General features: G+C 39.4%; 24 protein-coding genes and 1 pseudogene. 11 read left to right on the forward strand and 14 right to left on the reverse strand.

All coding sequences use genetic code 11. From position 1 onward, the window contains the following. Nucleotides 1-177: 177 nt before the first annotated feature. Nucleotides 178-1,551 carry a S41 family peptidase gene (locus tag BUC20_RS04275; RefSeq protein WP_073227823.1) on the forward strand — a complete coding sequence of 458 codons (1,374 nt, stop codon included), beginning with the start codon at nt 178-180 and terminating at the stop codon, nt 1,549-1,551. A 505-nt stretch (nt 1,552-2,056) separates the two neighbouring features. Then, nucleotides 2,057-3,478, forward strand: coding sequence for a serine protease (locus BUC20_RS04285; protein WP_073227835.1), 1,422 nt, complete (start codon nt 2,057-2,059; stop codon nt 3,476-3,478). Between the two features lie 121 nt (nt 3,479-3,599). Here BUC20_RS04285 and BUC20_RS04290 read toward each other — a convergent pair whose 3' ends face one another. Then, on the reverse strand, nt 3,600-4,073 hold the full coding sequence (locus BUC20_RS04290) for a helix-turn-helix domain-containing protein (protein ID WP_073227837.1): 474 nt from the start codon (nt 4,071-4,073) through the stop codon (nt 3,600-3,602). Between the two features lie 165 nt (nt 4,074-4,238). On the opposite strand from BUC20_RS04290, the gene BUC20_RS04295 reads away from it, so the two are divergent. Together BUC20_RS04295 and BUC20_RS04300 are read left to right on the forward strand one after the other, a co-directional pair. Continuing rightward, on the forward strand, nt 4,239-4,838 hold the full coding sequence (locus tag BUC20_RS04295; protein ID WP_143166690.1) for a hypothetical protein: 600 nt from the start codon (nt 4,239-4,241) through the stop codon (nt 4,836-4,838). A gap of 34 nt (nt 4,839-4,872) precedes the next feature. Further along, a complete protein-coding gene (locus tag BUC20_RS04300) occupies nt 4,873-5,511 on the forward strand; it encodes a hypothetical protein (RefSeq protein ID WP_073227843.1) in 639 nt (212 codons plus the stop codon). A 108-nt stretch (nt 5,512-5,619) separates the two neighbouring features. Here BUC20_RS04300 and BUC20_RS04305 read toward each other — a convergent pair whose 3' ends face one another. The 3 genes from BUC20_RS04305 to BUC20_RS04315 form a co-directional block, all read right to left on the reverse strand. Continuing rightward, entirely contained in the window at nt 5,620-6,414 is a 795-nt protein-coding gene (locus BUC20_RS04305) for a hypothetical protein (protein WP_073227846.1), read from the reverse strand. A 296-nt stretch (nt 6,415-6,710) separates the two neighbouring features. Then, on the reverse strand, nt 6,711-7,310 hold the full coding sequence (locus tag BUC20_RS04310; RefSeq protein ID WP_143166691.1) for a PAS domain-containing protein: 600 nt from the start codon (nt 7,308-7,310) through the stop codon (nt 6,711-6,713). Next, complete coding sequence (locus tag BUC20_RS04315) at nt 7,307-7,807, reverse strand: hypothetical protein (protein WP_073227851.1); 501 nt, start codon at nt 7,805-7,807, stop codon at nt 7,307-7,309. Before BUC20_RS04315 ends, BUC20_RS04310 begins: the two co-directional genes overlap by 4 nt. Before the next feature lie 337 nt (nt 7,808-8,144). Here BUC20_RS04315 and BUC20_RS04320 point away from each other — a divergent pair, with 337 nt between their 5' ends. Both BUC20_RS04320 and BUC20_RS04325 read left to right on the forward strand, forming a co-directional pair. Next, the gene (locus tag BUC20_RS04320) at nt 8,145-8,621 is read left to right on the forward strand and encodes a YybH family protein (protein ID WP_073227854.1); all 477 of its coding nucleotides are present in this window, start codon (nt 8,145-8,147) and stop codon (nt 8,619-8,621) included. A 39-nt stretch (nt 8,622-8,660) separates the two neighbouring features. Further along, nucleotides 8,661-9,158 carry a hypothetical protein gene (locus tag BUC20_RS04325; protein ID WP_073227857.1) on the forward strand — a complete coding sequence of 166 codons (498 nt, stop codon included), beginning with the start codon at nt 8,661-8,663 and terminating at the stop codon, nt 9,156-9,158. 12 nt (nt 9,159-9,170) lie between these two features. On the opposite strand, the gene BUC20_RS04330 is transcribed toward BUC20_RS04325, so the two are convergent. After that, complete coding sequence (locus BUC20_RS04330) at nt 9,171-11,546, reverse strand: ABC transporter permease (protein WP_073227860.1); 2,376 nt, start codon at nt 11,544-11,546, stop codon at nt 9,171-9,173. A gap of 454 nt (nt 11,547-12,000) precedes the next feature. Here BUC20_RS04330 and BUC20_RS04335 point away from each other — a divergent pair, with 454 nt between their 5' ends. Continuing rightward, nucleotides 12,001-13,059 carry a 3'-5' exonuclease family protein gene (locus tag BUC20_RS04335; RefSeq protein ID WP_143166692.1) on the forward strand — a complete coding sequence of 353 codons (1,059 nt, stop codon included), beginning with the start codon at nt 12,001-12,003 and terminating at the stop codon, nt 13,057-13,059. A 108-nt stretch (nt 13,060-13,167) separates the two neighbouring features. On the opposite strand, the gene BUC20_RS04340 is transcribed toward BUC20_RS04335, so the two are convergent. Beyond that, entirely contained in the window at nt 13,168-13,578 is a 411-nt protein-coding gene (locus BUC20_RS04340) for a winged helix-turn-helix transcriptional regulator (RefSeq protein WP_073227864.1), read from the reverse strand. A gap of 95 nt (nt 13,579-13,673) precedes the next feature. On the opposite strand from BUC20_RS04340, the gene BUC20_RS04345 reads away from it, so the two are divergent. Next, nucleotides 13,674-14,051 (forward strand): nuclear transport factor 2 family protein, encoded by a 378-nt coding sequence (locus tag BUC20_RS04345; protein WP_073227867.1) that lies wholly within the window; start codon nt 13,674-13,676, stop codon nt 14,049-14,051. A gap of 15 nt (nt 14,052-14,066) precedes the next feature. Here the strand turns inward: BUC20_RS04345 and BUC20_RS04350 are convergent, their stop codons facing one another. From BUC20_RS04350 to BUC20_RS04375, 6 genes are all read right to left on the reverse strand, one after another. Next, on the reverse strand, nt 14,067-14,708 hold the full coding sequence (locus BUC20_RS04350) for a DNA alkylation repair protein (protein WP_073227871.1): 642 nt from the start codon (nt 14,706-14,708) through the stop codon (nt 14,067-14,069). A gap of 221 nt (nt 14,709-14,929) precedes the next feature. Then, nucleotides 14,930-16,345, reverse strand: coding sequence for a hypothetical protein (locus BUC20_RS04355; protein WP_073227874.1), 1,416 nt, complete (start codon nt 16,343-16,345; stop codon nt 14,930-14,932). Nucleotides 16,346-16,529: 184 nt separating this feature from the next. Beyond that, entirely contained in the window at nt 16,530-16,976 is a 447-nt protein-coding gene (locus BUC20_RS04360; protein WP_143166693.1) for a hypothetical protein, read from the reverse strand. A gap of 207 nt (nt 16,977-17,183) precedes the next feature. Beyond that, complete coding sequence (locus BUC20_RS04365) at nt 17,184-17,621, reverse strand: immunity protein YezG family protein (protein WP_073227880.1); 438 nt, start codon at nt 17,619-17,621, stop codon at nt 17,184-17,186. A 30-nt stretch (nt 17,622-17,651) separates the two neighbouring features. Further along, entirely contained in the window at nt 17,652-18,890 is a 1,239-nt protein-coding gene (locus tag BUC20_RS04370) for a hypothetical protein (protein WP_073227882.1), read from the reverse strand. A gap of 7 nt (nt 18,891-18,897) precedes the next feature. Next, nucleotides 18,898-20,151: a hypothetical protein gene (locus BUC20_RS04375; RefSeq protein WP_073227885.1), complete on the reverse strand. Its 1,254-nt coding sequence runs from the start codon at nt 20,149-20,151 to the stop codon at nt 18,898-18,900. Between the two features lie 358 nt (nt 20,152-20,509). Here BUC20_RS04375 and BUC20_RS04380 point away from each other — a divergent pair, with 358 nt between their 5' ends. After that, nucleotides 20,510-21,067: a T6SS immunity protein Tdi1 domain-containing protein gene (locus tag BUC20_RS04380; RefSeq protein ID WP_073227888.1), complete on the forward strand. Its 558-nt coding sequence runs from the start codon at nt 20,510-20,512 to the stop codon at nt 21,065-21,067. Nucleotides 21,068-21,634: 567 nt separating this feature from the next. Then, nucleotides 21,635-22,015 (forward strand): annotated as a pseudogene (gene arr / locus BUC20_RS34375) (NAD(+)--rifampin ADP-ribosyltransferase); the annotation flags it as partial. Nucleotides 22,016-22,045: 30 nt separating this feature from the next. On the opposite strand, the gene BUC20_RS04390 reads toward arr, so the two are convergent. Beyond that, entirely contained in the window at nt 22,046-23,239 is a 1,194-nt protein-coding gene (locus BUC20_RS04390; RefSeq protein WP_073227894.1) for an RCC1 domain-containing protein, read from the reverse strand. A 353-nt stretch (nt 23,240-23,592) separates the two neighbouring features. Between BUC20_RS04390 and BUC20_RS04395 the strand changes: the two genes are divergently transcribed. After that, nucleotides 23,593-24,465 carry an alpha/beta fold hydrolase gene (locus BUC20_RS04395; RefSeq protein ID WP_073227896.1) on the forward strand — a complete coding sequence of 291 codons (873 nt, stop codon included), beginning with the start codon at nt 23,593-23,595 and terminating at the stop codon, nt 24,463-24,465. Here BUC20_RS04395 and BUC20_RS04400 read toward each other — a convergent pair. Next, nucleotides 24,457-25,383, reverse strand: coding sequence for an Rpn family recombination-promoting nuclease/putative transposase (locus BUC20_RS04400; protein WP_073227899.1), 927 nt, complete (start codon nt 25,381-25,383; stop codon nt 24,457-24,459). The two genes, BUC20_RS04395 and BUC20_RS04400, sit on opposite strands and share 9 nt — an antisense overlap. Nucleotides 25,384-25,459 lie beyond the last annotated feature (76 nt).

Consider the following 25,459-nt stretch of genomic DNA (forward strand, 5'->3'; position numbering starts at 1 on the left):
TTTCTGATGGCTTTGTTAATTATTGGATACCAATAAAGATTACTTGACAGATATCTGTCTTAATAAGTATATTTATTGCCAGAACCAATATAACTTATGACTACAGGAAAATTTTTATCCCGATACATCCGAACCGCCATACTACTTTGTAGCATATTGCTTAATCCCGCCTTCCTGATGGCGCAAAAAAAGTGTGATTGTGAAGGTAATTTCAAATGGGTAAAAGAGACTTTTGAGAAAAATGACGCGGGCTTCGGCTATGCGCTGCAACAAAAAGGCGCAGATGCTTATCAAAAGCTGAACAACACGATTCTGGTACGTATTAAAAAGGCCAATACCAAAGAAGAATGTGCTGCGGTGATGCGGGATTGGCTACAATTTTTCCGAAACGCCCACCATGGCATTGCTCCGTTGCAGGATGCAACAGTTACAGCCGCCGCCAAGAATACAATTACCTGGGAAACGCTTCCGCTTACAGAAGAAGAGGTTAAAAAACAAATCCCTTCTGGCGGTCCTGCTTCCTTTGAAGGGATTTGGAGCACCGGCGCCTATAGATTAGCCATTGTCAAAAAAGACAATAACTATAAAGGTATGGTCTTGGCTTCCACCAATATGAACTGGACACCTGGTAAGGTCAAACTAAGGATTTCTGCTGATAGCTCCGGTGTATTTTATATGGGAGACTATTCTCCGGCAACGTTTAATAAAGCGTTGGCTCATGGAAAAAATACGCTTCAACTGGGCCGTATTTTTTTAAAAAGAGAATATCCGGTATTACAGGATGATGCCGGCGTACAGTTGTACGCAAAAGAGATGACCAGCACAGGACCTTTTCTGCAGCAGATATCGGCAAAAACGATCCTGCTCCGCATCCCGACTTTTATTGATTCCCAAAAGGGCCTGATCGACAGTATCCTCAAAGCCAATGATCAGCTGCTGAAACGTACCGAAAATCTGGTTATTGACATCAGGGATAACGGCGGTGGGTCTGATGTTAGTTATTATGAAATTATTCCATTACTGTACACCAACCCCATCCGTAGTGTAAATGTCGAATTTCTATCTACCCCACTTAACAATTCAAGAATGGAACGTTACCTGGCTAAATTTGTTGGTTCGGAAGCTGAGAAAGACCAAATTAGAAATATGATCAAAAAATTAAATGAAAATCCAGGTAAATTTGTGAACCTCAATGGAGGGAAAGTTGTTAGCGAAGGAAAACTGGATACTATTTTCCCATTTCCTAAAAACGTAGGCATTATCATTAATCAAGCTAACGGCAGTACGGCTGAAGAATTTCTGATGGCAGCTAAACAGAGTAAAAAAGTAAAACTCTTTGGTGTTACTACGGCAGGTGTTCTTGATATCTCCAACATGTATGTGGTGAATTCCCCGGATGGTCAATTCGAACTCAGCTACTCGTTATCGAGAAGTCTGCGGATACCAGACCTAACGATCGATGGAAAAGGCATCATGCCTGATTATTACATCGATAGAAGCATTTCGCCGGAAAAATGGTTGGACCATGTGATTGGCATATTGGAACAATAACCGGTTTCCTCAAATCAATATTTCGGAACTTTTGATACCTTAATCCCAGGTTATTTTCATGCGGAACATATATTTGTTCTATTCACATCAACTGTACTGATCTGGCTTAGCTTAATTGCACAATCGTGTATCTCTATACCTGCACTTCTAAATCAAGGATTGAGTATGGCTGATGCAATTGTCCGGCTACTGAAATGCCTGGCTACAAACAGGTGCTGATCAATTCACTGTTTGTGCTTTTCGCGTTTTTAATATTGGGTTTACTATTTATTGCGATATCGCGATTCGGGACAGTTAAAAAGTAAGCAGCATTCCTCCCCTGCCTGCAACCTGCGTCAAGGATTGACTGACAGTCAAAATATGGATAATCTCCTCCCACGCGTATGCCTTCAGTTATCATAATTATCTCCAAAGATGGAAAAGAACCACTTTTCTCGGAAACATACAGGTTATGGTAAATATTCAGTAAATTCTTATATTTAAACTTAACCAAACAATTAAAATTATGAAAAAAACCATTATTAGCCTCAGCCTTATTCTGGCTTTGAGCATCTACTTTATTGGATGTAAGAAGAAGGACCTTCCAGAAAATCAACAAGAAAAAAAGGTAAACGATAAAACAAGTATTATTGGCGGTGAGCCAATAAATATCTTGAATGCCCCTTATCAAGCCGCCTTTTTCGTGCATAAAGGTATCTCTTTTGGCTTTCAGGGTGGCGGAGTTATTCTGAGTGAAAATTGGATACTTACGGCGGCTCACGTAGTTTCTAATGGATCCCAGCAACTTCCTTTAAGTCTGGTAAATGTTAGAACCGGCTCAACTGATGCAAATCTTGGTACGAATAGAACAGTAGATCAGATTATACGACATCCAAATTATAACCCAACAACCTTGGAAAATGATATTGCCCTGGTACATTTGTCGTCGCCTATGACTTTTAATGCTTCAACAGCTGCAATTTCATATTCAACGTCGACTTCTATCCCTTATGCACAAGCAGGTTATGCAGCTATTGCATCTGGCTGGGGAGATACCGTACAGAGTGGAATTGGATCAAGCACTAACCAATTAAATAGTGTCGGTGTAAAAGTAATACCTAACAATGATGGTAGTATTCCTGGTTACATGAACAGATCAGAGTCAATACTTTTTACAAATTCTCCTGACAATCAGAACCATGGCACATGTAATGGAGATAGCGGCGGGCCATTGACAATTAATTTTGGTGATGGCCCTGTGCTCGCAGGCATTGTGAGTTTTGGAACGCCTACTTGTTTAAATGGTCCTGCTGGTTATGCTCGTGTTTCGTATTTTGCAGACTGGATTTATACAAATTCTGGTGTTGGTTCCGACAGGCTTTATGGCAATTATGGAATAAATTATTTTTGTGGATCTGCAAATTATCAAATCGTTCAGCCATCAACAGGAACTACTGTTAGTTGGAGTGTAAGCAACCCTTCAAATGCCACCTTAAGTACTTCAACAGGAAATAGCGTAACCGTTACGCGTACAGGAGATTTGTATGCAGATTTAAATCTTACCGCAACTATAACATTCCCTGGCGGAAGAACAAAGGTGATCAATAAAAAGATCTTTTCTGATTGTAAGGTTCCGATTGTAGTTCAGGCACTTCGGGGTGGTATGCCAAGGCCACTTATGGGAGGAGTAAAATTTATATCAAACAATCCGCAGAATCCCAGAGAGTTTGGTTCTGATTGGATGAGTGTTGATGAACCGGAAATCGTTCCGGGAACGTACAATCTATATGCTTATTTAGATAATGGTGTTTCGGTTAGTGTTAATGTAAATGGAACAAGTCAAAATGTAGTTGGGCAAGGCGTAGGTAGTGTTGGCATTGGCAACGGAGTTTTTCTAGGCACTGTTACTGTAAATAGCGGTTTTTATGTGAAAGCAATCCTTCCATAATAACATTTGATTTTTAAATTGGCAACTGGCTCTTATTGGTAAAACATACTTGTAAGAGCCAGTTGCCTTTCTATTTAAAAAATAACGATGGATCATCGAATATTAAGCCGTATTCATTAAATCAGGCCAATTTCGATTGTAAATAAGCATTCTTTTCGCGTTCAAGATTAAGCAAGCCTTCATAAAGGGCTTCATTTTTTGAGTGAAGTTCTCTGTTTTCCCCATAGACTGTTTTAAGCTCTTTCATCGCTTCCACTAATGCAACGAAAGGATCGAAATTTGGAGTATTAGCATGATTCACATCTCCGTTACCATTATGTTGCGTGCTATGATTAAATGTGTTAAAATAATTTATTGCAGCCTGTTCATCAAAATTCTCCAACACTTTTACAGGGACTTTTAACAGTTCTGCAATCGAATTCAACAACTCAGGATCTACTACTTCTCTCGCTTCTATTAAAGAAATCCTTTTTTGACTCCACTCCGGCCCTAGCTGATCAGCCAGGGCTTCTTGTCTTATTCCGAGCATCTCCCGGAACCGTTTTACATTTCTCCCCTGATGAGCTTGTCCCGCTCCGTCTGTTTTAATTTTCATATCATTTAAGTTTTGTGAAATCAAATTTATTAAAACAAAACAACATAAATCATACAGTAAAGAATATATTTTACCCATTAGTTAATAAAAACTTAAATAGAAAGTGAGATGCATGGGTTAGAATTTCCAAAAGGTATCTATTCGTACCACACAAATCAGGAAATCATGAAGGCTAAAAACATTTCAACGAAAGCGCTCTTACTTTATAACCTCAGTCAAAACGAGATAGAAAACCCTACAATTATATTGAATGACTTTTGCCTTCATGATCACCTTCCTGCCCACCTGGAACAGCTTAAACATTGGAGAAACCTGCTGATCTCCAATAAAACCTACAAAAGAAGGAATTGTCCGTCAGACTTATTTCTTCATTACAGAATGACGATAAAACTATTAGAGGCAGCCTGGTTATTAAAAGAAAAAAGCACACCTAATCACCCCACCCTAGACAAAACAGAGCAAGCACTCATCAAATACTTGCTTAACAAAGAGCAGCAGGAAATAACATTCTACCCTACTTCATTGAGCATGGAAGAGCTCTGGAATCCCAGGATACTGTTTAGCAAACTATTTAAGCAATATAAACTGAAAGACTACAGAAGGATTCTTCAATACTGGATGAGCGAAGCCTTAAGCCCCTTCTGCAGCGATGAAGTCCTGATGAAAGCCGAAATCATCATTGTCTATGAGAATCTTCAAAAGCTTTACGAAGCCTGTTGGCTCATATACGAACGGGCCAACAAAACCCAGGAGATTCAGAATTAGAATCAATTTATCCATTCACATAAAGAACAATAACATGAAAACAGTAACAACAACACCAGCAGCAACAGGTTTCAGACAATTAACAAGTTATGAGATAGACTATCCAATGTACGCGGTCTGCCACTTTTGGTCCATTGATGCTTACATTGAAGAATTCCGGATGGATGTATACTACTGGATTAAAACATCCTGTTCTTTATCCGATGACCAGTTTGGAGATCCTTATTATTTTGAACTTATTCATGCACAATGCATTAAACTATTGGAAATAGCTCATGTTCTGTTTAGCGATTATGCTGACTTTAAAATAGATAAGGATCATCCTCTTCGCAGACAAAGGTTTTCCGTTTTTGGTCATTATTTAGAAGATCAACAAGTTTTAAGGTGCCCGGATCTATACTTCCGTACGCTTGACGGGAAAGAAATAAATGATGTGACCATTTTCTTCGAGGATTTTTTTGAGTTTAAGAGTTTAGACGAATGGTATCTTATTTTAGACCAGCTACTGATCAATTCCAGGGAAGAGACCAGTGTAGTAAGAAATGCAGAGATCGGACCTCTGATTTTGGAAATCAATGAGTATCTGGAGAAGTTAATGGAATCAATCTATGTGGTGTATCAAACACAAGCAATAAATTTCATCGCTGAGCATCATCCCGAATTGCTTGATTAGGGCATGGAGGAATCGATAAAAAAGCCTTCCAGAAATGGAAGGCTTTTTTATAGCATAGATTTTTCCGGAAAGAATTCCCTGGGGGTAATCTCCCCGAACTAATCTGAACTAATGGATATTTCGGATAACTGAATTGAAAAGTTGCGTGTATTTACTCTCGTCAACGTTGGCATAGTTGTATTTGAAGTTGGAGAGCATGTGTTCAAAGGTGTTATTGTAAATATTTATGACATGGTTTTTCATCAATGCGGTATCGGTCAGGTCAACCTTTGAAAGCTTCTCCAGGCTCTCTTCAAGTTCTGAGTATTCAACTTTCCAATCCTTTGGTAATGGCAACCTCCGGTTTGGAAAAGCCAGGTTTTCTAAATAGTGCGGGTTATACAAACTATCGAAGAGTACATATAAATAGTCGAAGAGACGGGTTTCGGATAACTCGGTAATATTAAGTCCGAATGTGTTTTCTGCACGTATGTGCCGGTTATAAGATGCCTTGTATTGTTCAACAAATTCATTCCTGACAGTTGTATATTCGGGCAGTTTGCTTTCTAAAAGAGAAATCAACCTGTTTCTCATTTCCTGGGCTTTTGGCTTCCATACTTCTTTTGAAGTTTTCTCGATTTCCTGATACTCATATCTTTTATAAGCTAATTGCCCATCGCTGGAACAATCTTCGTAACACTCCCCGACGTAAATTTCCAATATATCAGAGGAGATTACATCGATATAAATCCAATTATCAACATACTCTCTAATTATAGTTAATTGGGATATTGATTCCAGGTGAATTTCGTAGTAATAATCCTCCCTATAATCGTACTCCGGAAATCCACTTAAAATAAAGTAATGATCACTGATTTCGGAAATCGAATCCAGATAAAAAGCTTTGTATGATTCTGTTGTCATTGCATTAGTGTTACAGGAATAGTTAAAGATAGGAATACATTATTGAGTACTGCTTTTGCTTAACGATTAAATGTAAATACATTATATTATGGTAGAATACTTAAATCTATATTCATATGATGGTTGCTACGCAGCCACATGGTTAAAAAACGATAAGTAAACAGCAATCGAAAAAAGAAGATATCTAGTCAGGCGTCACTTTTAGTAGTGAGGAAATGTCCCGCATGAAATTCTTTCAGAAAATTCCCAAAAAGCACCTCTAACCACAACAAACATGTCTTTTCGATTGATCCTGGCTATATGATTTTCAACATTTGATAGTCCGATAAGCTTACGCTCAACGGTCTGGGATCTTTTCTCCAGGTTATAGTTCTGTTGCTGGCATCACTTTCCGTAAAATCTTTTCGGATAAAAGAAAACAGGTAAATATTGTTGTTTTGGAACACCAGCTCATCATCTTTGATTAAAGGGTTCTCCTGCAGGACAGAAGCCATGTGTTTGATTAAACTTAGCGAGTTGGAGAAAACAGGAATACCTTGAAAATGAAGCTGATTTGCCCTGTTGTCGGCAAAAAACTCGGTTAGTTTGCCATCTTCGTATTCCAGCGTTAAGCCCGTTGCCCTGTATTCCGTTTCAATAACCCCCCGTTGTGCGCTTGTTTCGTCTAAAGCTTCCATTACATTTTTTAAATCCTCTTCAGTAAAAAAATCTTTAAGCATATCGTAAGTAGCCAGCAACTGTTCTTTTTGCAACGATAAATTGTTTTCTCCCGTAATTTCTCCCAGAACATCTTTAAGTGCACTTACTTCTAACCGGGTCATATCAAATACAGCTTTGCCCAGACCAACACCTGGCAACAGCTCCCAATTGCTATCGTATTGTTTATTTGTTGTCATTGCATCCATTTTGTTTTCTTGTGACTCCTGATGATTTTTATGCCATCCTGTTTATCGGTCTTCCATAAATGGATTTCATAAAAGTCTTCTCCATCAAGTCCGTCCTCACTAATTTTATCAAGGTTTCCATAATAAATCCGTGCCCTGTAAACTCCGTTTTCAAGTTCAATTCTTTTTGCCTCCGGAAAATAGTCGGTACAGCCTGCAATTACAATTTTACCTGAGCTAACTTCTATATCACATTCGTTTATTTGTCCTATCACATGCTCATCATCTGTCAAAAATGGGGGTTCGCTATCAAATATTTTTAGGTTTACCGGAACGTTCATATTTCGCACGGTTCCAACTCCAATTGTGCCATCTGTTATTGCTAAAAGAATGCAGACAGCTTCGTTAGTCCATTTATCACTCAAATCCCCATCTACTTTTTCATCTTGTATGTAAAATTGAAAGTAGTCTGCAAAAAGTATCAACTTAACTTCGTTTACTATTCCCATATCAATTTACTATCAGAGGTGTCATTTTATATTGATTTGTAATAGGTTTCTGTAAGTGTTTTTTCCAGGATCATCATCTTTAGGCTTTTCATGGGCCTAAGGACTAATGCTCTTAATTAAGTATAGATACACAAAATTAAGAACACCAAGAGGCCAGGCCAAGAAAACAGAGATTACATAGCGACTACATATTCCTGAACAAACGTCTACAAGGGAACTACCGGATAGCGTTAAACAATTTTAATTCGAATACGTTCCTAACCTAGCCCATACCAGTCTTTCGTTATTTAATGCCAAAAGGATTAAATTTGATATATTCCCCATAAATCATGAACAGATGAAGATGATCTTACAATTGGTTTGTATGATGCTTTTCGCACTTACTGCAAACGCGCAAACATTAAATGGATCTGCAGAAGAACGGAGTTCGCTGGAAAAAGCAACTTTAGCACTACGAAATGCTTTTGCTACGGGCAACTCAAAGCTGGTTGCCAGATTACACCATCCTGATATCGTTAAATATTTCGGAGGAGACAATGTCCTCATTGGTCGTGCGGCAGTAGAAAAGGGAGCAAAAGAGTGGTTTGAAAACTCAAAGGTAGAGTTTATCGAAAATACGGTAGAAAGTACCGTTTTTAATAAAGGGACGGCAATACAAACGGTTATTTTTTCAATCAAAACAACACCGAAATCAGGAGGTAGTCCAGTAATAAGCAGAGGGCGATCATTGGTAGTTTACATGCGCGACAAGAATAGTCCAACAGGTTGGCTTTCTCTGAGAGAAATAGCCCAGGCCGCACCAGACCAAAAATAATATAAGAATTGGTATTGATAGTTTACATATAACGCTTTAATGAAAATATTTAATGTACAACCAATAAAAGTAATTGAATATATATACAACGAGGAACATCTTGTGAAAAGCAATACAGATTGGAACTATGAGTCTGGCTTTGAATTCATTGGCAAAAAAGTTCAACCATTAAATACCATGTTCATCTTGTTTCACATCCTTTATTGTGTGGGTTCCACTCACGAAAAGGAAATCATTACCCCCACCGGTCCAGGCAAGCATACCATTGAGTTTTCGTTTATTGCGGGTGAAGATGTCTTTATTTCTTATCGCAGTTCATGTCAGTTTGATTTTGAAAGTGAAGGCTTTGATGCTGATGTGGCCTCAATAACTGACTTTTTAGCTGATTATCAAGCTCATACTCAATCATTTTTTCGCCAATATGGATTTAATTCCATCATAAAACTAGAAGAAGAGTCTCGTATGCGGCATACATTAAAAGCAGACGCGATTATAGCAATTGATAATCTGCGTGAAAATAACATGTACGAGTTTTAAAGTAGGTCTCTCCTATTGTTCATACTTCAGCGCTTCCGCAGGATTGGCCCTGGCAGCCTTGTACGCCTGAAAACCGACCGTCAAAAATGCAATGGCAGCAGTGCCGACTATTGAGGTCAATATCACCTGGAATGATATGCTGGTCCGGAATTCAAAATTAGTGAGCCATCTGTTCATCAGGTAATAAGCCAAAGGTACGCCAATACAAGCAGCGACAAATACCATTTTCAGGAACGAAACCGACAGCAAATTCATGATACTACTCACTGAAGCGCCCAGTATACGACGCACACCAAATTCTTTCGTGCGCTGTTCCGCACTGTAAGCTACCAGGCCATAAAGCCCCATGCAGGAAATAAATATCGCGATACCGCCAAACAGATTGGCCAGTATGCCCAGGATCTTTTCAGACTGCAGTTTTTGGGCATACAGATTGTCCACAAACTTGATGTCGACCGGATAAGCCGGATTCAACCTTTTTGCAACAGCTGAGATCAGTTCCACATTCCGGCTCAAACTGTTGGCAGGATTTAGCCTCATGTTGATGGTAAAGCCCTTTTGTCTGTTAAAATTGATGACCATTGGTTTTTCAGTCTGATAAGGCGAATCCCAGATGAAATCTTTGAACACCCCAATTACCTTCAAATCCTTGCCGTTAAGTTCTACCCTGGTGCCCAACGGACTTTGAAGATTCATCACTTTCACCGCCGTGCTGCTCAGAAGAACCCCTGCCGTATCAGAGGCAAAGTCTTTAGAAAAATCGCGTCCTGCAACGAGCTCCACACCGCTGGTCTTCACAAAATCGTAAGTGGTTTCCAAACGGTTAAAAACAATATCTTGTCCTCCCGGGGCCATATTGGCCCATTCGAAGCCCCAAAACCAGTTACTCACGCTGGAAAAACTGCCAGAGGCCTGGTTGACTGCAGTGACAGCCCCTGATTTCAAGACCTCCGATTTAAAGACCTCAAATTTGCCGGAAAGCTCACCCTCCTGCGGCAATTCTACCAGCAGATTTGCGTGGTAGCCAATCGGCCTGTTTTTGATGAAGCTAATCTGTTTGTAGATCACCAGTGTAGCGATGATCAGCATAATGGCAAAGCAAAACTGGCACACGACCAATACCTGCCTCAAATTCACAGGGACTGACTTTGCCCTTGCGGTCTTTCTTTTTAAAGTTTGAATGGGGTTAAAAGCAGAGAGGAACAGCGCAGGGTATAATCCCGACAGTAATCCTGTTCCCATTACCACTCCAAAAATTACCAGCCAATACCAGATATTGCCATAGTCTATTGCAATTTCTATACTCAGCAAATTGTTGAACATGGGCAAAGTAAGCTCTACAATAGTTACTGCCACTAATACACTTCCCAATGTCAATACCATAGCTTCAGTAAGGAACTGTATAACGAGGGAAGCCCTTGTGGCGCCAATGGTCTTCTTGATGCCTACTTCCTTTGCCCTTCGCTCGGATTTGGCGGTCGCCATATTCATAAAATTTATGCAGGCGATCAATAAGATGCCAAAGGCCAGACCAATAAACAGATAAATTCTTTCAATGTCACCACCATCATTTTTTCCGTTAACGAATTTATTATAAAGGTGCTTTTTAGCGAGTGGAAATAAGAAATTCTCCGTTTTGCCATCGGGACTTCTCTCATTAAATATGCCCTTGATCTTGCTGTTGATTAAATCGACTTTTGACGGGTCGTTTACCTTTACCATCGCCAGCCAGCTGAAGCTGCCCCAATTCCAATTTTTGGCCCTTTCATTTATCATTTCAAAGAAAGACCAGGGCATGACATAATCAAACTTAATGGAAGTATTGCCAGGAAAGTCTTTGATCACACCCGTGATGGTCAGGTCCCTTTCATTTTTGTATTTTATGCTTTTGTTAAGCACATTGACCCCGCCAAATAACAGCTTTGCCGTCTGTTCCGTTACAACAACAGAATTGGGCACATCAAGGGCTGTAGCTGGATTACCGGCTATAAATTCGTAATTGTAGATCTTCAGTATTTCAGGATCTGCAAATATTTCAACCCTTTTGAAGCCTGTTCTGCCATTGGCAATGAGTGTCTCCCCGCCTCCGGCGATACGTGTTACCGCATCAACTTCTGGTACACGTTTCCTGATTTCTCCGGCGATGCCATTTCCCGGACTACCACCCGTCCCGGTGATCTTTCCTGATGCATCCTGATAATTGGTCATCACCTGATAAACCTTGTCAGCATCTTTGAATCCCTTGTCGAAATTCCATTCGTAGTTCACGTACAATAGCAGTAAAAGGCAGGATGCCAGACCTATTGCCAGACCAATAATATTAATCACAGAAGAAGTCTTATTTCTCAGGATATTTCGCAAAGCGATTTTTAAATTGAGTCTGAACATGGCTGCAGGTGTTTATTGGTAAAGATAAGATTGAACTCCAATTCACCAAGTTAGTGCCAAGACCAGCAAATGCTTTAAATTGCTGCTGTACCCCACTTTATCCCGAAATCGAGGAGGAAACCGTTCATTATTGAACATCGGCTGTACGCTGCCGTACACCAGGTGTCAGACACTCATAGGTTTCTGTAACGCTTTGTATTAGTCAACAGCCACCTATTATAGGTGATATCTATATGGAAAATAATCGTTCGCAAATAAGTTGCAGAGGTTCGTTAACGATATTTGCCGACGCCTCATTAACTTTGATTAACTCTGATTAACTCTTTATTAACTCTTTAACATTCAATTTCTTGTATTTTTGTTTATAGACATTCGAAATGCCAAAAGATACTATTTGCTTAAGCCAAAGAACTTCATCAAGTCTAAATATTTTTTAACTCAAATTCTTAAACCGATGTTAAACCGAAACAAACAAAAAATCGTCTATGCCTTTTTAGCTATTACATTTCTTTTAAATGGCTGTAAAAAGGAAGAAAAAAAACCGGATAAAGTCTCAGCCAGAAGATCTGTCCAGGCTTTAGTGCTGAATGGGAATAACGTTAATACACTAGAGGAACTACATGAATATGTAAGGCGTAATGGTTTTACAGATGATATAAATGGTACTGCGGTTAAAATGTACGCTGGGGACTTAAATAAGAGCTTGGGTCAGCTTATATCCGATAAAACACCGGTAGTTCCCCGGGAGGCGGCATTTAATGCTGCAGTGGAAAACGCGGCTTATGCATATGCGAGATCCATTTTTAATCCCAATCAGGCAGAAATGGATTTTTTTCAAAAAACCTTACAATTGATAGGTAGTAACGCGGGCGGCCAGTCTCCATATATGATCTATAAAAAAGCCGACTTTGACATAGAAACAGATCCAACTAAACCCGATTTCGGTTTGTCAAAATACGACAAAGCGCAGATTTTGTATTTTGACACTCAGTTTAAAATGTATGACCTTTATCGAACCTATCTAAACCAGGTAACTTCAATGACGGACGAACAACGAATTCAAAAGCTGACCAACTCATATATTCCGATTTTTAAGCCCCTGGTTGCAAACAACTACAAAGGATTTGATGCTCCTTTTTCTATCGGAGAAATACTACCATGGTTGAGAAATAATACGATTGGTACCTCCCGAAATGCGTTTTGTTTAAATTTAGCCCCAAGGATACAAGACAGTAATTTTACAGCAGCTGTAATCTCTGATATTTTAACTACCAATGATGGCAAATGGGTTGGTGTCTTGCTAAATGTAGCAACAGATGGCGTACTTGGATCATCAGTTTATATGTATGTTGGTGATACAAGGGCAGGCGACATTTTACCGTATCATTGGGACAGTGAAAAATCGAATAAAAGTCCATGGGAGATACAGCCCGATTATAGCGTCGTAAAACCAAAATGGTTAGCCGAAGGGCCGCCAGTTATAAAAAAAGACCCAAGAGATTTGAATCCCTGATTTTTAGATCTGCATTTTAAAGTTCTGCTCATGCAAAAACAAAAGTCTTTCGGAATTAACTGAAAGACTTTTGTTTGAGTTGGATTCCTGTTTTTTACCTCACACCTGCTATTTAACCTTCTTTTTTAAAGCCTGACTCAGCTCTTTAATCACGCCAGCCTTGTCTTTTTTAATTTGCTTTCCCAAATCCCTTCTTGGACATTGTTCATTATACTTTGCGCCCCAATCCATAATTTCAATTACTATCGGTAGCAGGTCCGCTCCTTTTTGCGTCAGACTGTAGACAAACTTCGATTTATTAGTTGCTGAAACTTCTTTGATCAAAATATTTTCCTCCTCAAGGACATTCAATCTGTTTACCAAAATATTACTCGCAATTTTTTCCTCCGAAGTTAAAAATTCGCTGTATGACAGCTTTCCTCTCAACATGACATCCCTGATAATGAGCAATGACCATTTATCGCCAAATACATCCAGCGAGCAACTTATCGGACAATCAGATCTGGTTTTCTTTTCCATAACAAAAAAATAGCTCTTGCATTTTGCAATAACTTTGTATCTTTATACTTGTTGCATTTTGCAAGAACAAATTTATGACTTAAAAAATAAAAGCAATGGAAAATTCAGAAGAAACAAAACAATTATTGGAAACTTACTACAAAGGGTTTGCAGAAAAAGCAAACTGGGAAAGTGTTATTTCTGACGACTTTCAGTATAGAGGTGGCGACATGACCAATACTACTCCCGTTGTTGGCAAACAGGCCTACATTGAAATCATAAAGCGATTCTCACAACGTTTTGAGGCCATGCGTGTATTGCAGATGATTGTAGAGCAGGACAAAGCAGCAGTTATTGGTAATTATGATTTTGTATTTCCCAATGGAATAAAAATAAACGGAAATGTGTCTGAACTTTGGACCCAGAAAGATGGCAAACTCAACAGTTTAACTTTATATTTCGATACCCTTACTTTCATGAACAATTTGAAATAGAACTGCTTTGCACGGTTACAGGCTTCGTTTATTACTTTCGATAGCGATGAACTCCGGCAAATAATTTGGAGTACATCCTTTTGACACCATTTGATCTTTGTACAGGCCGGTTTTCTTGCCGATCGCAACGCAACGTGCCCGGAACTTTTTATCGTAAACGCCTATCCAACCAGCAGTAAAATTCATGGCCCACTGCACTTCTGACGCTTCCCCGGTAATCTTAGCTTCAATTGCCAAAAGCAGGTATGCAGTATTCTCAGGGGAAACTTGCCCCATCCATCTTAACCTTCCCTGATAATACCAGAAAATCCGCCTTTGAAGAGCTGAAGGACTGTTTTCCCAGGATTCAATCAATGCAATAGTTTTCTTGTCTTTGGTAAGTTGATTGGCCATGAGCCAGTCTATTAATTGATTTCGCTCGTTAACCGGATGGCCCTGAATATCCATATCCAGTTTATCGACCACCTCTTGCGTAAGAACTTTATGATCCATAATTAAGATGGCAAGCTGCCTGGACAGGAAATCGCCACTGCTCCAAAGCTCATTAGCCAGGGCATGATCCATCTTAATTTCCTTTGCCATTTTACGCAGGTCGCCAAGTTTAGTCTTACTATTGATTTGTCTGAGGAGTTGCTCTGCTTTTGATGAAGTTTGCATATCAATCGTTGCTTTTGTGATCCTGTATAAGTTACGAAATCAGAAATGAAGTGGAGAAAAAATTGGGAGCAAACTATGCAAACACGCTACTCGATAGGTTCTCCAAGCCAAATGCACGATGGGTAGCCAGTATAAGCGTACTTATTATACAGCTGAATGCCTGGTAGTAATCGCGAACATTGAAAACCCTGGTACCTAACCGGCACCAGGGTTCGTAATGATTAGAGTGCGATTACTTTGATTGACGATGCTTTATCGTTAAAAGTAGAAACAAAGCTACTGGAGGAGGTAATCTCTATGCTGCTTCCGGTAAAATTATCACCGTCGTACATGATTACTTTTACGCCAAAGCCCAGAGTCAATGAGGATACGTCATTATTGCTAATGCCCAGACTAACCAGGTTTGCAGTAGTATAATTACCTACCGGAAGCGAGACGCCATACCCACCATAACTGCCATGCTGGAAAAACTTTGCTGATCCATTAGCCCCTATTTGCGGTACCCCATTCAAAAATGAGAAAGAATAGGCTTTGGAAATGGTGCTGCCATTATTGAGCAACAGTTTCACTCTTACATCATAAGGCTCGTTGTTTTTAAAGTTAAGCTCATTGAGCGCCATTGCCCCTGTGAGGGTATTGCCTGAGCCGGGATTAAACCGCCAGGTTACCGCGTTGTAATCAGCATCATCGCTGCTTATTTTTGGATCCATGTACACCAGGATGTCGCTTACGGTTTTGTCGCTGGTATAATTTCCTATCAGGTTAAGGGTTTGCAGGGAGCTGTCGTAGGTCAGGTTGGCGTTAATGGTTGTTGTTGCGCCCGCATATGGCGTTTCGGTTGGCAAAGGGCTCTGAAAGACCTCATTTCTATTCAATATCGCGGCATCAACCGGTGTAAGGAATGTGGGCTGGCCTTTACTAAAAGTTACGTTTCCGCTTCCCATTAATGAGGTTCCATAAACAGGTTGTTCGGAAGTGTATTTTGCATGGTCATGTGGTAGATTTAACCCATGACCAAGTTCGTGCAACATCCCTCCAATGTAATTCGACGTACTCGGAATTTTGTCAACAGCCATATTACTGTTATCCAGTGCGAAACAATATTTTCCCCAGCCATAAAAAGGCTGCCCTGCGCTGCTGCCATCGGTGCGCTGAGGCATCAGGATGAGCATGTGCGATGAATTCGAAAATTCGCTGGCATGGGTGGCTTTGTAAGCATTAATTTCATTGATAATTTTACTGGCCGATACGCTCGCCGTGTAAGGATAATCAACCTGCGGGCCCTGGGCGGGAATTTCGATAAATTTCACTAAGCCTCCGGTATCCAGCGGAAGCCCCATGAACTTATCATAGCCATAGCGCAGCATTTCGGTATGCAGCCAGCTCTGGAAATGAACCATCAGCGTGGTTAGACGGGTTCTGTAATCGCTTAATGCCGGGTTGTCTGTGGGAACAAACATCACGATGTTAAGATTTTTGGGATTGGTGGTAAAAGTTGATGTAGTGGTTGAAGTGGTTGAAACTTTCATGCTTTTTACTGCATGTTCGGCAGGGAGCACTTTTGCCTTTTCGCAGGAGCTCAGGAATACAGTGGTCGCAATTAGTACCGCGAAAATGCTTGTTTTTTTGTTTTTCATCTTTTGTTTGGTTTAGGTTTGGTTTTAAGTTAAAATGCCCCGTAAATGAATACATGGGCTACAAGCTGACAAAAGGATACCGTCAGTTATACCTTAAAATTGACCTATTATTTGTTAAAAAAAGATGAAAAATGGTAAAGAATGGGTAGAAAATTCAGTAGAAAAAGATTCCCTGAAGAGCTTACTAGTCCTTCTTTTCGGTTAAAGTATCTTTGGTTACATCATACAAATATTCATGAGTATCGTAATTTCTATAAATTGTGACACTCTTTAAATTTTTGTTTTTATTCAGGATAACATCTTTAACATGCTGAGCAATATTAAACAGAGAATCTTTTTGAATGACGAGGTCTACAGGAAAATCAATAGACAAATAATATTCGAAAGGAACTTTATTGTAGTCTTTGTATAGCGTATCTTTCCCTTCCTTTGTATAATTATAATAGAATCTTTCTGATTTACAATTGTACGTTTTCTCTAATTCTTTAAAATACTGTTGCTCCGTTGATGATAATTCTGGCTGCGCTATTATTTGTCCGGGTTGCATTAGCCAATAAAAAGGATTAAAAATAAATGCCAGAATGATGACCAATGCAGCGGCAGCTATAATTATTTTGATTGACCTTTTCATGTTCATCTTTTCTTTATCAACACGGCTTCGCAGGATGAAGTGGTTGTTTCATTCAAATAAGTTTATTGATAGCTAAATATAAAAAATTAAAGCCTTGCCAACTACTATCAAACAATTAAAGCACATTCAAACTTAAAATCTCTGGTAAAAATTTATCTCCCGCTTTGGCTACTTTTTGAAAGTCGGAGTAAAACCTCGCCAAGCCTATCAGCCTTTATTTACGATATCCTTTAACCATTGAGGTACAAGTGACTCTTCTCTTGGGAATTTTTTCAGGTCATCAATATACTTACTGTTGTCGGGTTCATAGGTGAAATCCGGTTTTGTCTCATACTCATATTGAATGTTAAATTCCCCTTCTGAATCCACTTGAAGGGCCGCATGATACCATGCACCCTGATTCGGAGACATCGAATAAGTGATTTCTCTTAATTCTTTAAAAAGCAGGGATAGATCAGGTCCCCCCTCCTGTTCCGGATCAAAAGACTGAAGCTTGTGATCTGAATCAACATAACTGGCATCAAGCTGAATAAATTTATTCAGGATCCTGACTTCAACAGTGAAATAATTCCAGGAATCAACAGGGATTGCGTTAAACGCCGATTGTGCAATTTGGGTAATGAGTTCGTTAGATCTTTCTAGCATTTGGATTATATTTTTAATTCATGAACGTTATTAATTATTAGGGTCTTTTTCAAGCGCTGTTTTTGCATCGTCCCACCATTCTTTTAAATGAGGTATGTTGTAATAGTTATTCAACTTAAATTCTCTGGAATACCTTCTGTCGCCATCGCCAATACTGGCAAAGACCTTTACCATTAATTCCTTGTAGGGAACATTATTTCGGGGACTCCCCTTTTTTGCAATGGTATTCGCGTATTCTGGCTGAATGCAGATGTTTTGACCAAATGCAACGAGGGTTGCCAGTAGTTTTGCCTTTTGTTTTAAGGGGATACTGTCCCGGTCTTCAAGCGCCAGGTAGTTGATATAATCGCTCAGATGGGCAAGGTATTCAGGGTGTTCCGGAGTAGTGATAAATCTAATCAGGTCCAAAGTATTTTGATGAACCGTAATTTTACCCTTGCAATCTTTGCTCCACAGTAATTTACCAAAGCCTTCAGCATCGGTGGTTTTGTCGTCGAAAACATATGGAACGGTATCGTCGAAAACGAGTTTCAATAATTCGGGATCACTGACATAACCGAATTCCTTCACCAATGTTTTTAAGAAGCTTTTATCGTTTTCCCATAGCCAGGACAACTGGCTTTTATCATCATTGAAAAGATATTTGTTACGGAAAATAAGTGTTTTGAGATTTAATTCCCTTTCTACATCCAAACCTGCAAGATCTTTCCAATGTTTGATCTTTACATTTACTTTTTCGATGGCATCATAAACTGTAATTTCCTCTTGCTCTGCCGTTATTAGATCCGGAAAGTCTTTTTTATAGTTTATAATTTGCGGAAGCGCATAAAATCCGGTAATAAAAGATCCTTCTTTTACCATGAAGACCCCTTGTATATCCGCACTAAATGGATGGTAGAGCGGTGTAGTTTGACACTTGTTGTAGAAATTCTTATACAGATATTTGGTTGCTGAGCCGGGGTCTATTGTCCGGTCAAATATCAGTTTTATCTTCTTTGCAAAATCGGCTTTGTTCAATTCTTTATAGCCATTCCCAGCCAATACACGCTTTAGGATGGGTAAAGTCACCTCAAAATCCTGCTGGGAATAATTGTAAGTATCATAGTCGGATGGGCCTCCCGCCCTGAGTTGTTTTTCCAGTTGACTCACAATGGGTTTTGCCTGCTGATCAGGTTCGGGATCTGTTTGATTTTTTACCTGCGCCTTGCAGGATGTAAGGAACATCAACATGATCAGACTTATTCCTATGTGAAAGACATATTTCTTCATACAGCTATCATTTAATTCGATTAGGAGTATAACCAGATCTGCTCATATTTAAGTAATCCTCCGGGCTGGGATTATCCGCTAGTTCAATACCTTTAAAAACGTTTTTTTCTTTTTCAGCCTTTTTCAACCATTCTTTTAAATTCGGCAGCCCGTAATAGCTGTTATTTTCAAACTCCTTTCTATAGGTCCCCTTATCATCCAGGTAATGGATAAAATTTCCGCTAAACATCTGGCCATAGTGGTATGCTTTATTGTACTTATACTGCTCTCCAAATTGCAATAAATGGGCAATAACATAAGCCTTGTTCTTAAAACTCATCTCTTTAAAAGGGGGATTGACAACGTTAAAAAAAGCATTAATGCATTTTGCTATACCGATAATATGTCCGCTTCGATCCGGACTTGCAAATTCCTTTATCACTTCCAGACTCTTCGGATGAATCACGACTTTGCCATTGCAACGGGTGTGCCAAAGGCTCTTGCTGAAGGTTTTCAAATCATCAGCACTGTTGATATTTTTAGGAGGGCCGATCACTGATTTCATAATCCGTTTTTCCCCGGCGTAACCGAAATCGAGAAATAGGTGTTTCAGGAACTCAAAATCGTTTTGAAACAGCCAGTTGAAGTCTGTACGACTGTTGTTCAACAGGTACTTATTTCTGGCAACAAGTACTTTAAGATTCTGTATCCGCTCTGATGGCAGATTTTTATAATCTTTCCAATGAGGAATTTCAATTTCCTTACCAAGGTCTGGCTCTTTTTTTATGATTTTAGCCGCTTCTATTTTATTATACTCAGGAAATGCTGTTTGATAATCTATCAGTTCCGGGATCGCGTACAGATCTGTAAAAAATCCTTCTTTAGTAATAAATGTTCCATCGAGTGCAACTCCATTTTTCATATACAGTTGTCTCCTGTCGCAGGCATCATTATAATTCACAAACAAATGAACCTGGGATGAAATGTCTATCGTCCGGTCGAAAATCGATTTTACCCTGGAGGCGAAATCGGCTTTACTCAACAATTTTACCCCATTGGCCAGCAAGATCTTCTTAATGATGGGAAGTGTTGCTTCAAGATCAGTTGAGGTATATTGATGGGAATCGTATTCTTCTTCGCCGTTGGTTTTACCATCCTTTAGCTGGGATTTTAATACTTCGATTGCATGAGTGCTTAAACCCGTTTCTGTCTGGGCATCGCTAATGAGGCTTCCGGTAAACATCATCAGACCAAGTGCTAAAATTGCTTTTCTAATTCTCATATTAAATCTATAGCGATACAGCCTTCCATTTCATTTCTATCATCTAAAAGTATGTCATACTTTGGTTGGCATTTATTATTCAATTTTTATCCTGGTGTATCGGGCATATTTATCGTTGAAAAATAAAATAAATCTATGAAAAATTTATGCAGTATTATTTTATGTTATTTTTTTATACAAAACAAATCCCAATCTCCCCAAAATTAAAATGCTAAATCCGGTATTACTATTCCAGACATCAAAAAAACAGCGATGCGCAGATCAGAAAAATTGACATATTTTCTGGCCGTTGATTTGCTTACCATTCCTTAAGCAAATAATTATTCAGTGGTATCATACCCAAAAGCTTTCGAATATCATGATTGAGTCTTTCCTGGCCGAATGTGGCCCATTAAAACATCATGTAGAGGCAAATCAAAATAGCCTCGATAAAATAAAGGATGAGTTGCCTGAAGATATACTCGGCTTATTATCTGCTGGGATGGGCAGCTATATGAATGGCTACTTTTGGACTGTTGATCCCTTCGATTATCAAAGTATTTTGGACGAAGTTTATACTCCTGTAGAGCTTCCATCCACCTGTTTTGCAAGAGACGCCTTTGCCGGGCTATACCTCTGGGAAGGCGGCAGCATTATCTATATTAATGTACGGCATGGCAATTCAAAAGTTGTGGGGAGAAAGACCAGTGTATTTTTTAACCACATCATAACCGACTGGGAGTATATGTCGGACTTGCTGGGTCTGGAAAACTACTTTCCAGCCAAGGCGGCTCTCGGTGATCTTTCTGCTGAACAGTGTTATGGCTATGTTCCGATACCTGGCCTGGGTGGAGCAGAAAAAGTAGAAAACCTGCAAATCGTAAAGACAAAGGAACATCTCAGCATCATTGCTCAGGTGATGGGTAAAATAAGATAGGGCGACGAAGTTGCTTTTAACTCCCCCAAATATCTTTAAAAGTAGAATATCATATTACACAAAGCGGCAAAGACCTGAAGCTGTGATGCATGAGCTTTGTACGATATTAAATGCGAAATGGAGATTTGCATCATCTGATACATTTAGCGATCTTAGTATCAACAACAGAATCGAATTACCTACTTAACAGCTAAATCATTAAAAATGGAATTCAGCCCATTCAACAGTGTAGTTAAACTCTGCCTTCAGGGCATGGCGATGGAGGAAAATGGCAAACCCGAAGAAGCAAGCCGACTTTTTCTTCAGGCCTGGAACGAAGCAACAGAAGACCTGGAAAAATTTCTTTCAGCTCATTTTGTAGCCCGATGTCAAAAAAACACCGCTGAGCAATTACAATGGCTCGAAACGGCTTTACAGTTTGCATTAAAAATAAATAACGACACTGTTAAAAGCGCCTTCCCTGCTCTATACTCGAAAATAGCAAAATGCTATGAGGACTTAAACAAGCCTGACAAGACAAAAGAGTATAACGAATTATCTGCTTCTTTTAACGATACCCCATCAGACAAAGGTCCTTTTTATCATGGGACAAAGGCCGATTTGCAGGTTGGCGATTCGCTGATAGCCGGGGGGAATTCTAATTACCAGACCGGGCTCAAAATGAATCACATTTACTTCACAGCCATTGTTAGTGGAGCCGGCCTTGCTGCCTCCTTAGCAAAGAGCGATGCACCTGAACGCGTTTATATTGTTGAACCAACAGGAGCTTTTGAAAATGATCCGAATGTGACCAACAAAAAGTTTCCAGGCAACCCTACACGGTCCTATCGTTCAGAATCACCATTAAAGATCGTTGGCGAAGTGATAGATTGGGAGAAAGCAGCAGCTGCCGAAGTGCAGAAATGGCGCGAAAAAATAGACGGGAATAAAGGAGAAATTATCAATTGATGCCGGAATCGGAATGAATATACATGAGGATTAATTCAGCTTAATTTTTGTAAACACATCAATGTCTTTATTATTTCCTGATCCCAAATGACCAAAGGAATTCTGGCCCGTCCCAAACATGGTCTGATCTGTTTTGATGATGAAAGAATGATAATCAGCTGCAGATACCTGGGCCACATTGTCAGTGATGCGAAGGAATTTGTTCTGATCCGGACTCTGAATGCCATAGGTACTGTTATTGAAGCCGGATGCCCACAAACTTTTGTCGGTCTTAATGATCAATGAGAAAAAGCGTCCGCCAGCAAGGGCTGATACATCGTTCATTACTTTTACAAATCGGTTCTGATTGGTTAGATTACCAATCCCGAGTTCACCATTTCCGTTTCTTCCCGTCGCCCAGAGGCTATTGTCCGTTTTGATGATCAACGAATGATAGTCAAGGGCTTTGATTGCGCTCACCCCATCCATCACCTTTACAAACCCGATCTGATTGGAAGAAAAGCTCCCGATGCCCAGCTCCCCTTCTAAATTTCTTCCGCAAGCCCATAAGCTATTATCGGTTTTTAGGAGCAGGAAATGTCCCAATCCTGCTGATATCGCCTTAATATTCTCTGCAATTTTCGTGTATTTTTCAACTACAACTCCGGTTCCAACAGATCCAAAGATTTTATCATCATTAAATCCTGCTCCCCAGAGACTGTGATCCGGTTTGATGATAAACCCATTCCTTTCGCCCGCTTCAATCTGCTCAGCACCATCAAATATTTTTACAAATCTACCATCAGATGGAACGTCACCTGTACCCAATTCCAGGAATGCGTTACTGCCAGTGGTCCATACACTATTGTCGTTCTTTATTACAAGAGCACGGGAATCCTTTATAGAAATGTCTTTAACCTCCCCCATCACACGCACAAATTTAGGCTGTTGGCTGATATTACTGCCAAGCCCGAGAACATTGCTGTTATTCTTGCCTGCAACCCATAAATTACCTTTATTGTCGATACTCAAGGTATTGCTTGTTGTGGTGCTGATTTTCAGAAAATACGATTCAGTAGAACCTGGTTCCGGGCCAGACGGTCCATCGTCTTTTACCCGTTTCTTTTTACAGGATGATGCCGTGACCAGAATGAAGACAATGAGCACAAGCTTGCAAACCTGAAAACGATTGACAAACTTTCCTGCCCGAAGTCCTTGAATGATCTTTAAGAGAAACCTATTCATATCAGTATATTTTAAGAGAGATTCTTTTTAATACGACTAAACCCTTGTGATGACAGATTACCTAAGCGCGATATACAAATTGCAGCGCAAAGCTGATGCCATGATTTACTCCTTACCACTGGGACATATAAAAGAGAAACGAGGCAAAATAGTAAGGCCGTTTTAGTCATAAGAAACTGTTTAAATTAACTTCACTGTAATCGGTTAAAAATATAAAATTTAGCGCAATTAAATCAGCGTGTTACCAGAGTCGTAATTCACCCCTAAAGTTGTCGTTCTTACACCGCATAAAATCACGAAATCGTCACCACCTTTGTTTCACCAATAAGTTTCCAACTTAAACAAACATCACTATGAAAAATTTATTCAGCACAGGGAATCACTTTAAATCATTACTGATAATTGCAATCATTATGTTGACAGCATCTCAATCAAACGGACAAATCAAACCTTCCAACAATGGCTATGCACCTGTTAACGGCATCAAAGTTTATTACGAAGTATATGGCGAGGGTAAACCTATCGTTTTGCTGCATGGCGCCTTCATGACCATTGGGACGAACTGGGGACAATTAATCCCCGAATTGTCGAAAACAAGAAAAGTCATTGCCATTGAAATGCAGGGGCATGGGCAGACACCATTTTCAGAGAGAAAATTTGACCATGAGATATTGGCTAAAGATGTTGAAGGTGTAATGGATTACCTGAAAATTGACAGTGCTGATGTTTTAGGGTATAGCTTTGGTGGTGCAGTCGCTTATAAATTTGCTATTCAATATCCTAAACGCTTAAAGAAACTGGTCATTATTTCTGCCACTTATAAAAGTACAGGTTGGATGCCCCAGATAAATAATGCATTTAAAAGTATGAAGCCAGAATTATTTGCAAACAGCCCTATGCAAATCGCATATGATGCTGTGGCACCAGATAAGACAAAATGGACCAAATTCCTGGCGCAGATGATCGCTTTGGCAGGGAAACCGTTTGACTTTGGTGATGCCAATATTTCGAAAATATCTGCACCGGTATTGATCATAGCCGGCGACAATGACGGATTGGATAAAATCGAGTTTGTAAAAACTTATCAATTATTAGGGGGTGCCGTATGTGCCGATTTCGGGACAATGCCAAAATCGCAATTGGCCATTATCCCTTCACAGGGACATGTTAGTCTGATGATGCAGGCCAAACCAATATTGGGATACCTGGACAGTTTTTTAAAATAACAATTTCTCGATTTCTTCAATTGAAAGTTTTGTGATGTTGGAAATTTGATCAATTGCCATTCCTATTTCCTTTAATTCAAGGGCAACAGCTAATTTTGCCTTTAGCTCACCTTTCTCCATACCTACCTCAATACCTTCCTCCCTTCCCTCAATTCTGGCCTTTTCCACCCCCTCTTTTCTGGCGAATTCAATAGTAGCCATATAATCCCGCTTCGCCTTTAAGTTAGATTCATAAATTTTCCGTTGCTCTTTTGTTAATTTACTCACCTCTGCGATTTTAAATAATTTTTGAAAGATCCCTTTATCGAAGTACGATGGTATCTTTTCCAAGCGGCTCATATTTTTAAGAATATAAAACCACTTATCCAGATCTGATTCCAATTTATCGACCTCCTTATCAAAATTAGGCAATTCCAGGAATTTAAACCCTAACCTATCGTAGAAAACTTCGCCTGTATCTTTGTTCATAAGTGCAATGTCATGTAAATAACGACCATCATCATTGTTTTTAAATTTGAATTCCAATACCGCAATTAAATACACTTCCTTAAGCCTGGTATCCCAATTGACTGCTCCCTTAGGAAGTTGCTCACTAATTAATCTGGATATATAATAGATGCAACGGTCATGAAAACATTCCTGCTCTCTACGTTGCATTTCGATAATAAATTGATTACCATCTTTTCCGGTACACATCAGATCAAAAAACACTTTCTTATACTCATCGGTGTTTCCCGCATACTCTGTCGGACTAAAAACCAGATCCACAATTTCCTTTTTCCCTGCAAAAATGGCATTCAGAAAAGCAATCATGATTTCTTTATTGGGCTCACTCCCTAATAGATGTTTAAAACCAAAGTCTGTAAGCGGATCAATGTATCGGGATATAGGAGCGGAAGTTATCGTTGTAAGGTTCATAGGCTAACCTATGCATTATTCACAACAAAAACCACAAATAAAGAAAATAATTATTCTAATTATAAATAAATATTTT

Origin of the sequence: Pedobacter caeni, assembly GCF_900129215.1 — a bacterium.
Classification (GTDB): Bacteria; Bacteroidota; Bacteroidia; order Sphingobacteriales; family Sphingobacteriaceae; genus Pedobacter; species Pedobacter caeni.